8 protein-coding genes are annotated in these 9593 nt (G+C 71.2%); 2 read left to right on the top strand and 6 right to left on the bottom strand.

Going from position 1 to position 9593, the window contains the following annotated elements; all coding sequences use genetic code 11:
• Window positions 1-37 precede the first annotated feature (37 nt).
• The 5 genes from H9623_RS00965 to H9623_RS00945 form a co-directional block, all read right to left on the bottom strand.
• Window positions 38-1363 (bottom strand): M16 family metallopeptidase, encoded by a 1326-nt coding sequence (locus tag H9623_RS00965; RefSeq protein ID WP_193718215.1) that lies wholly within the window; start codon window positions 1361-1363, stop codon window positions 38-40.
• A 1-nt stretch (window position 1364) separates the two neighbouring features.
• Window positions 1365-3596, bottom strand: a complete 2232-nt coding sequence (locus H9623_RS00960; RefSeq protein ID WP_193718214.1) for a polyribonucleotide nucleotidyltransferase — start codon at window positions 3594-3596, stop codon at window positions 1365-1367.
• Between the two features lie 223 nt (window positions 3597-3819).
• Complete coding sequence (gene rpsO / locus H9623_RS00955) at window positions 3820-4089, bottom strand: 30S ribosomal protein S15 (protein ID WP_030150575.1); 270 nt, start codon at window positions 4087-4089, stop codon at window positions 3820-3822.
• Between the two features lie 198 nt (window positions 4090-4287).
• Entirely contained in the window at window positions 4288-4917 is a 630-nt protein-coding gene (locus tag H9623_RS00950) for a LuxR C-terminal-related transcriptional regulator (protein WP_193718213.1), read from the bottom strand.
• On the bottom strand, window positions 4914-6269 hold the full coding sequence (locus tag H9623_RS00945) for a sensor histidine kinase (RefSeq protein WP_193718212.1): 1356 nt from the start codon (window positions 6267-6269) through the stop codon (window positions 4914-4916). The genes H9623_RS00950 and H9623_RS00945 overlap by 4 nt, the downstream gene beginning before the upstream one ends.
• 174 nt (window positions 6270-6443) lie before the next feature.
• Here H9623_RS00945 and H9623_RS00940 point away from each other — a divergent pair, with 174 nt between their 5' ends.
• Window positions 6444-7553, top strand: coding sequence for an ABC transporter permease (locus tag H9623_RS00940; RefSeq protein WP_193718211.1), 1110 nt, complete (start codon window positions 6444-6446; stop codon window positions 7551-7553).
• Between the two features lie 54 nt (window positions 7554-7607).
• Window positions 7608-8324: an ABC transporter ATP-binding protein gene (locus tag H9623_RS00935; RefSeq protein WP_227747947.1), complete on the top strand. Its 717-nt coding sequence runs from the start codon at window positions 7608-7610 to the stop codon at window positions 8322-8324.
• Between the two features lie 112 nt (window positions 8325-8436).
• Here H9623_RS00935 and H9623_RS00930 read toward each other — a convergent pair whose 3' ends face one another.
• Complete coding sequence (locus tag H9623_RS00930) at window positions 8437-8859, bottom strand: hypothetical protein (RefSeq protein WP_193718209.1); 423 nt, start codon at window positions 8857-8859, stop codon at window positions 8437-8439.
• Between the last annotated feature and the right edge of the window lie 734 nt (window positions 8860-9593).

Genomic DNA, 9593 nt, shown 5'->3' with positions numbered 1-9593 from the left:
TGATGCGCACCGGCCCTCCTCGTTCACGCTGTGAGACTCAGTCCCCGAAAGGGCCCACGCGCACGGTCGAGCGCGGACGCGAGGCGAGCTCCTCCGCGAGCTTGCGCACGTCGTCGGACGTCACCGAACGGATCCGCTCGAGCGACTCCGCGACGCTCAGCAGCTCCCCGAACACGAGCTCGGACTTGCCCAGGCGGCTCATGCGCGAGCCCGAGTCCTCCAGGCCCAGCACCAGTCCGCCGGAGAGCTGACCGATGCTCCGGTCGAGCTCGGCCTGCGTGATGCCGGACTCGGCGAGCTTCTCGAGCTCGGACGTCATGAGCTCGGTGACCTGGTCGACCTTCGAGGGCGCGCAGCCCGCGTACAGGCCGAACGTCCCGATGCCACCGTGGCCCGACGCGAACGAGTACGTCGAGTACGCCAGCCCGCGCTTCTCCCGGATCTCCTGGAAGAGCCGCGAGCTCATGCCACCGCCGAGGGCGGCGCTGAGCACCGAGAGCACGAACCGGCGGTCGTCCGTCGCGGACAGGCCCGTGCCACCGATGATGACGTTGGCCTGCTCGACGGTGCGGCGGATCGTGAGCTCGACGCCCTCGATCCCGACGCCCTGCACGTCCGCGCTGTCGCGGCGGGCCCGCGGGGTCCCCGCAGGGTCGAGGTCCCAGCCGCCCGTGGTGAGCGCGGTCGCGACCTGCTCGCACAGCGTGTCGTGGTCGACCCCACCGGCCGCGGCGACGACGAGCGTCTCCGGACGGTAGTGCCACTGGTAGTGCTCCCAGACGGCGCTGCGCGGCACGGCGTTGATGGTGTCGGGCGTGCCGCCGATCGGGCGCCCCAGGGGGTGCCCGGCCAGGACGGCCTGCGCGAACTCCTCGTGCACGACGTCCGACGGGTCGTCGTCGTTCATCGCGAGCTCTTCGAGGATCACGCCGCGCTCGGTCTCGAGCTCGTCCTCGTCGAGGCGCGCAGACGTCACCATGTCGGTGATGACGTCGACCGCCATGGGCAGGTCGGAGTCGAGCACGCGTGCGTAGTAGCAGGTGTGCTCCTTGCCGGTCGCCGCGTTGGCCTCACCGCCGACGGCGTCGAACGCCTCGGCGATGTCCATCGCGGACCGGCGGGCAGTTCCCTTGAAGAGCAGGTGCTCCAGGAAGTGCGTGGAGCCGAAGTGGCCGTCGGTCTCGTCGCGCGAGCCGACACCGACCCACGCTCCGACGGTCGCCGAGCGCAGGCCCGGCATCGACTCGGTGAGGACCCGAACCCCGCCGGGCAGGACGGAGCGACGGATCGTCGCACCGTCCTGCCCGGCGGTCAGCTCACCCTCGGGCGAACCCGAGGGGACGAGCGGAAGGTTCCAGGGCACGTCAGGCGTCGTCCCCGGCAGGTGCCTCGGCATCCGCGGGGGCGTCGTCCGAGCCCTCGACGACCGCGTGCAGCGACAGCTTGCCGCGCGGGTCGATCTCGCCGATCTCGACCTGGACCTTCTGGCCGATCGACAGGACGTCCTCGACGTTCTCGACACGCTTGCCACCGACGAGCTTGCGGATCTGGCTGATGTGCAGCAGACCGTCCTTGCCCGGGGACAGCGAGACGAAGGCGCCGAACGACGTGGTCTTGACGACCGTGCCGACGAAGCGCTCGCCGATCTCGGGGACGTGCGGGTTGGCGATCGCGTTGATCGCCGCGCGGGCGGCCTCTGCGGAGGGGCCGTCGGTGGCACCGATGTACACGGTGCCGTCGTCCTCGATGGAGATGTCCGCGCCCGTCTCCTCCTGGATCTGGTTGATCATCTTGCCCTTGGGGCCGATGACCTCGCCGATCTTGTCCACGGGGACCTTGACCGCGATGACGCGAGGAGCGTTGGGGCTCATCTCGTCGGGCACGTCGATGGCCTCGTTGAGGACGTCGAGGATGGTCAGGCGCGCGTCGCGGGCCTGGGTCAGCGCACCGGCCAGGACCGACGCGGGGATGCCGTCGAGCTTGGTGTCGAGCTGGATGGCCGTGATGAACTCACGCGTACCGGCGACCTTGAAGTCCATGTCGCCGAACGCGTCCTCGGCACCCAGGATGTCGGTCAGCGCTGCGTAGCGCGTCTCACCATCGACGGTGTCGGAGACGAGGCCCATCGCGATGCCCGCGACCGCTGCGCGCAGCGGCACACCGGCGTTGAGGAGCGAGAGCGTCGAGGCGCACACGGAGCCCATCGAGGTCGAGCCGTTGGACCCGAGGGCCTCGGAGACCTGACGGATCGCGTAGGGGAACTCCTCGCGGCTCGGCAGCACCGGCACGATCGCGCGCTCGGCGAGGGCGCCGTGCCCGATCTCGCGACGCTTCGGGCTGCCCACGCGGCCGGTCTCGCCGGTCGAGTAGGGCGGGAAGTTGTAGTTGTGCATGTAGCGCTTGCGCGTCTCCGGGGAGAGCGTGTCGAGCTGCTGCTCCATGCGGAGCATGTTGAGCGTGGTGACACCCAGGATCTGGGTCTCGCCGCGCTCGAAGATCGCCGAGCCGTGGACGCGGGGCAGGACCTCGACCTCGGCCGACAGGGTGCGGATGTCCGCGAGCCCACGGCCGTCGATGCGGAAGCCGTCCGTGAGGATGCGCGCACGGATGAGCTTCTTCTGCACCGAGCGGTACGCGGCGGAGATCTCCTTCTCGCGGCCCGCGAAGTCCTCGGCGAGCTCGGCCTGGATCTCGGCCTTGATCTCGTCGAGACGGTTCTCGCGGTCCTGCTTGTCGGCGATGCTCAGGGCCTCGCCCAGGCGGGCCGTCGCTGCGGCCTCGACCGCGGCGTAGACGTCGTCCTGGTAGTCCGGGAACGTCGGGAAGTCCTGCACGGGCTTGGCGGCCTTGGCCGCGAGCTCCTGCTGGGCCTCGACGAGCACGCGGATGAAGGGCTTGGCGGCCTCGAGGCCCTCGGCGACGACCTCTTCGGTCGGGGCGCCGACGCCCTCGTTCTTGATGAGGTTCCAGGAACCCTCGGTGGCCTCTGCCTCGACCATGGTGATCGCGACGTCGTCACCCACGACACGCCCCGCCACGACCATGTCGAAGACGGCGCGCTCCTTGTCGGAGTACTTGGGGAACGCGACCCACTGGCCGTCGATCAGTGCGACGCGGACGGCGCCGATCGGGCCGGAGAACGGCAGGCCGGACAGCTGCGTCGAGATCGACGCGGCGTTGATGGCCAGGGTGTCGTACGCGTCGTCCGGGTGGATCGCGAGCACGGTGATGACGACCTGGACCTCGTTGCGCAGGCCCTTGACGAACAGGGGGCGCAGCGGGCGGTCGATCAGACGGCAGGCCAGGATCGCCTCGGTCGAGGGGCGGCCCTCACGACGGAAGAACGAACCGGGGATCTTGCCGGCGGCGTACTGCCGCTCCTCGACGTCCACCGTCAGGGGGAAGAAGTCGAAGTGGTCCTTGGGGTGCTTGCCGGCCGTCGTGGTCGACAGCAGCATGGTCTCGCCGTCCAGGTAGGCGGCGGCTGCGCCACCGGCCTGACGTGCGAGGCGTCCGGTCTCGAACCGGACGGTACGGGTTCCGAAGCGACCGTTGTCGATCGTTGCTTCGGTGAATTCGATCTCGGGACCCTCCACGGGTGCCCTCCTCACTCTCGAAGTGCCGCCTTCGGTGCCTGTCGAGGGTGCATCCACTCGACGCTCGGCGGTCTTCGATCGAGGCCCACGGTCTTCCCGCTCGAGGCGGGTTCCGGGAGCCACTACCGAGGACCGAACGAAAGGCTGGCGGCGTGGGTTTCTTACGGGTACTTCACACCGGACCAGCCCGGTCCCGTCCGGGACCGGGCTGAGTCAGGGGGTGTCAGCGACGCAGACCGAGGCGCTCGATGAGGCTGCGGTAGCGGTTGATGTCGACCTTCTGCAGGTAGCCGAGGAGACGGCGACGCTGGCCGACGAGGAGCAGCAGGCCACGACGGCTGTGGTGGTCGTGCTTGTGCTCCTTGAGGTGCTCGGTGAGGTCCTTGATGCGCTGCGTCAGCATCGCGATCTGGACCTCGGGCGAACCGGTGTCGCCCTCGCTCGTGGCGTACTCGGTCATGATGCGCTGCTTGGTGGCAGTGTCGAGGGGCACGGCTCTCCTTGTGGTGTTCGTTGCGCGGCGCTCCAGGGCTTCATCCCTGGGCTCTTCGGCAGGCTTGACCAGCCTCCGCGGCCGTTCTGACGGCGCCCATAGTCTAGCAGGGTTGCCCGGAGCCCCGGCCTGACCTCGCGGGACGGCGAGCCCGGTCCCCTCGACGAGCGTACGACGACGCTGCCTGGGCGTGCGACCTCACTCCCCCAGCAGCCCCTGCCGCCTGGCCTCGGCGACCGCGGCCGTGCGCGAGTCCACGCCCAGCTTCTCGTACACATGGACCAGGTGGGACTTCACGGTCGCCTTCGACAGGAACAGCCGCCGCGCGACCTCGTCGTTCGAGCAGCCCTGCGCCACGAGCCCCAGGACCTCGAGCTCGCGCAGCGTGAGCGAGACGCCCGGTGCCCGCATGCGGCCGAGCAGGCGCCGCTGGACGCTGGGCCCGAGCGCGACCTGCCCGCCCGCCGCGGCGCGGATCGCGGCGGTCAGCTCGTCGGTCGGGGCGTCCTTGAGCAGGTAGCCCGTCGCGCCGGCCTCGATCGCGGCGAGGATCTCCTGGTCGGAGTCGTAGGTCGTGAGGATCAGGACGGGCGGCCCGCCCAGGTGCACGACCTCGCGCGCGGCCTCGGCGCCGCCCATGCGGCCTTCGCCGAAGCGCAGGTCGAGCAGCACGACGTCGGCCTCGAGCCCGGCCCCGACCCGGCGCACGAGCTCCTCGGCCGTGGCCAGCTCGTCGACGACCTCCATGTCGTCCTCGGCGTCGACGACGGCACGCAGCCCCGCACGGACCACGGGGTGGTCGTCGGTCAGCACGACGCGGATGGTCACCAGGCCTCCTGGGGGTCGAGCGGGAGATGGACCGCGAGGGCGGTCCCCTCACCCGGCGAGGACTCGATCGAGAACGTCCCCCCGAGCTCGGCGACGCGCGAGCGCATCGCGGTGAGACCGAAGCCGCGGCGCTCGCCGCGCGCGGGGACGCCCGTCCCCCCGGGGCCGTCCTGCGGCCCGACGGCGGAGCCTCCCTCCGCGGCCGGGTGCGGTGAGGGGAGCGCGAGCGGGTCGAACCCTCGCCCGTCGTCCACGACGTCGAGCGCGACGGCGTCCCCGAGGAAGCTGAGCGTGACGGCGGCGCGCGAGGCTCCCGCGTGCTGCACGACGTTGGCGAGCGCGGACTGCGCGATCCGCAGCAGCGCGGTCTCCACCGGCACGGGCAGCGGACGGGGCTGACCGGAGACGTCGACGGTCACGCGCAGGTCGTCGGCGGCGGCCTGCGCCGTGCGCTCGGCGACGCGTTCGAGCGCGCCGACGAGCGTGGCCGACTCCAGGTCGGCGGGCGCGAGGTCGCGGACGAAGCGCCTCGCCTCGGCGAGGTTCTGCTGCGCGGCGAGCCGCGACCGGGTGACGTAGCCACGTGCGGTGCGTGCCGCCGTCGGGCCGGGGGCGCCCTCGGCGAACGCGCCCGGCTCCTCGACCTCCTCGAGCGCGGCGTCCGCCGCGCGCAGCAGCAGCTCGATCGACGAGAAGCCCTGCGCGAGCGTGTCGTGGATCTCTCGCGCGAGGCGCTCGCGCTCGGTCGCGACCGCGGCCTCGCGCTCCGAGGCCGCGAGGTCCGCTCGCGTGCGGACCAGGTCGTCGATGAGCTCCTGGCGCCCCTGCGACTCGCGCACGATCGTCTCGAACCCCAGGACGACGGCGATCGCGACGAGGCCGCCGAACGTCGGGCCGAGGATCGAGCCCACGAGCTGCTGCCCGCCCAGGATCGCGCCGCCGATCGCGCACGCGGTCGTCGCGGCCACGGCCACGGTCCCCCGGCGCGGCCCGAGCACGTGCATCTCGAGGAACATGAGCGGGAACGCGATCCACAGCGCGACCGGCGTCAGGAGGAGCAGGAGCGCCCACCCCACGACGAGAGCCGCGACCCACGCCCCCACGGGCCACCAGGCGCCGCGCGGGGCGTCGACCGCGGTGTCGCGCACGTTGATCCGCGAGCGCCCCACGCCGTAGACGGCCAGGAGCACCAGGCCGCACGCGAGCGCGCCCCACGCCCCGGCGTCCAGTCCCCCGGTGCTCAGGGCCTCGGCCCAGCGGGAGCCGACGGCGAGGCCCACGAGGGCCACCAGGAGCACGTCGAGCGCGATCTGGAGCCCGAGGGCTGCGGAGATCACGGCGCGAGGCTTCACATCGCCACCCTAGCCACGCGGCGGGCGCGACGTGCCGCGGGCGATCCATCGAAAGGTTGATCCTCGGCCCCGCCTCCCGGCCCGGCAGGAGCATCCACGGGCCCGATCCGCGCGGCGCGCTCCGGCGGGAGGCTGGACGCAGATCGATTCCACGCCAACCACCGGAGGCTCTTGATGTTCGTCGCGCTGCGCGACCTGCGCTTCGCCCGGGGACGCTTCGTCCTCATGTCCACCGTCATCGTCCTCATCACGTTCCTCGTGGGCTTCCTGGCCTCGCTCACCGCGGGCCTGGCCCGCGCGAGCACGTCGGGCGTCACCGACCTCCCGGTCGACAGCCTCGCGTTCACCGTGACCGGTGACGCCAAGCCGTCGTTCACCGAGTCCCAGGTCGACGCCGCGCAGTGGGACGCGTTCGCCGCGGTCGACGGCGTCGACTCGGCCGAGCCCCTGGGCATCGCCACGACGCGCGCCTCGGTCACCGCGGGTACGGACGGCGAGGCCGGCACCACCGCGGCCGTCACCGCGTTCGGCTCGCGCGCGGGCTCAGGGCTCGTGCCCGACGACGCCGAGGCCGCCCCCGGGACCGTGCTGCTGTCGAGCGGCGCGGCCGACGACCTGGGCGCCCAGGAGGGCGACGAGGTCGCGCTGGGCTCCCTGACCCTGACCGTCGCGGGCGTGCTCGACACCCAGGCCGACTTCTCGCACACGCCCGTCGTCTGGGTGGACCTGTCGGACTGGCAGACCGTCGGCGCACGAGGCGGCGGAGCGTCCGGTGACGAGGTCGCGACCGTCGTCGCGATCACCGGGGACCCGAGCGACTCCGCGCTCGCCGCGGCGGCGGACGAGACCGGCACCGCGACCCTCACGCCCATGGGGGCGCGCGCCGCCGTCAGCTCGTTCTCGGCCGAGAACATGTCGCTCACCATGATGCAGGGCTTCCTGCTCGCGATCTCGGCCCTCGTCGTGGGCGCGTTCTTCACCGTGTGGACCATCAACCGGGCCGGCGACATCGCGGTGCTCAAGGCGCTCGGCGCCTCGACCTCCTACCTGCTGCGCGACGCGATCGGCCAGGCGCTCGTCCTGCTCGTGCTCGGCGTCGGTGTCGGGACCGCGCTCGCCGCCGGGGCCGGAGCCCTCGCGGCCCAGGTCATGCCCGTCGTCGTCTCCCCCGCCACGACGCTCCTGCCCGCGCTCATCCTCGTGGTCCTCGGAACGGTCGGTGCCGTCGCGGCGATCATCCGGATCACGCGCATCGACCCGCACGCTGCGCTCGCCGCCCGCTGACGCGCTCCGCTCCTTGCTCCTGAACCTGCTCCTGAAAGGCACACCATGGACCTCATGCTCGATCACATCACCCTCGTCTACCCCGACGGCGAGTCGACCGTCACCGCTGTGGACGACGTCTCCCTGACCGTCCCCGCCGGGACCACGACCGCGGTGCTCGGCCCGTCAGGGTCGGGCAAGTCCTCGCTCCTCGCGGTGGCGGCGACCCTCACGACCCCGACGTCCGGAGAGGTGCGTATCGGCGACGACGTCGTCAACGCCCCCGCCGACGGCGGTCCGACGGCAGGTTCGGCCGTGTCCGCGGACGCGGCGCGGCTGCGGCGCGACCGGATCGGGATCGTGTTCCAGCAGCCGCAGCTCATCGCGTCGCTCACAGCGCTCGAGAACCTCGAGCTCATGAGCCACCTGCGCGGCGAGCGGCCCTCGACGCACCGCAACCGGGCGCTCGAGCTGCTCGAGGCCGTCGGGCTCCGCGACGTGGCCGCCAAGCGGCCCGGCCAGCTCTCCGGCGGTCAGCGCCAGCGCGTCGCGATCGCCCGGGCCCTCATGAACCACCCCGAGGTCCTGCTCGTCGACGAGCCCACGTCGGCACTCGACCACTCACGTGGCATCCAGATCATCGAGCTCGTCACGCGACTGACCCGCGAGACCGGTGCCGCGACCATCGTCGTGACCCACGACGAGGCAACCCTCGACTCGGTCGACGCACGCGTGCACCTGGCGGACGGGCGGCTCGTGGGGGCGGGCGAGGGTGCGGTGGCGCGGGCCTGAGGAGGGCAGCCCTCGCGCCGCACGATCGTTGGGCGTGCAGCCGGAACACGAAACAAGGGTGCAGAGCGAGGCCCCTGATCGCCCGCGTCCCGTCAACCCGTTGCGCGCGCCCCTAGGCGATCCTGCTGATTGCCGGCTCCTTCACCCTGCCGAGTTCCCTCACTGCCAGGTCACGCCCGAGCAGGAACTCGAACCCCCAGACGAACGGGCTGAGAACCGCCATGGCTGCGTAGCTCAGCTGCGCGCCGACGAGCGTGACGAGAGCCAAGGAAGAGATCAACGCCAACACATACAGACCGACTCTCCGCCCCTTGCTTTCCGCTCCGAGCTTCGGCCAGCGCAAGACCGCGAGCCTGAGTGATGCCACCCCCACCGGAGCACCTCCCCATAGTCCTATCGCGGCAACCCCCCACTCGCCGCTCGCGAACCCTATGGTCACCATCGTCAACGAGAGCACAAAGTTACCCACTATGGCGACCTTGCGAGTCTTCTCCGCCTGACGAATGGCTCTCTGCCCTAGCTCGTCGATATTCACCGCTCGATACCGCGCAACCTCATCGTCCCCTCACCTGATGCCACCGTCCGGTCTCTGCTGCCCAGAGATCGGGTCCACGTCAGCCACGATCACCTGGATGAACCCCGGTACCCGTCACGCCGCATCCGGGACGTCGACTCGGATCGTGCTGTCGAGCCTGCCCGGCAAGACGGATGCCCGGCGGTCTCAACCCACCGACGCACCACGCGTACACGCGGAACTCTACTCAGTTCGCGTCGACGCTCGCGGCTCTTCTAGATGCCGGTCGGATAGAACTCGAGGTCGTCTGCAGCGATCTCGATCTCGGTACCGACGGCGCTGACCGGTCCTCCGGCCGGCGGGAGCGCCCGTCGCACCCCGATCGCGTTCTACCCGCCCGAAGGAGTCGCTGCCGCGGATCTCTCAGGAAGTGCTCTGCCGCGCGAGCAACGCCGTCCGTGGGGTGAACGACCCGTACCGTGTGATCGCGTCCTGGACCGACAACACTGGCAAGGCCATGGCGCTCCGCTGGGGCTGGTACAGGCAGGTCAATCACGATCCACGGCTCCAGCATGAGAGGCCAATTCTCTCCCCAGGAGAAACTCCATCCCCCACACGCAAACACCAAGAGCCGCCGCGAAGAGATGCCCCCAGATCATCCCACCAGCGGTAGCAAGGATCAGCGAACCACAAAGGAGTGCTCCATAGCGGAGGCGCCTACCTCCCCTACCCCCGCTCTCCCCCCGCAGCTTTGG

Source organism: Oerskovia douganii, from assembly GCF_015142735.1.
Lineage (GTDB): Bacteria > Actinomycetota > Actinomycetes > Actinomycetales > Cellulomonadaceae > Oerskovia > Oerskovia douganii.
This window is presented reverse-complemented; position numbering and strand designations above follow the sequence as displayed.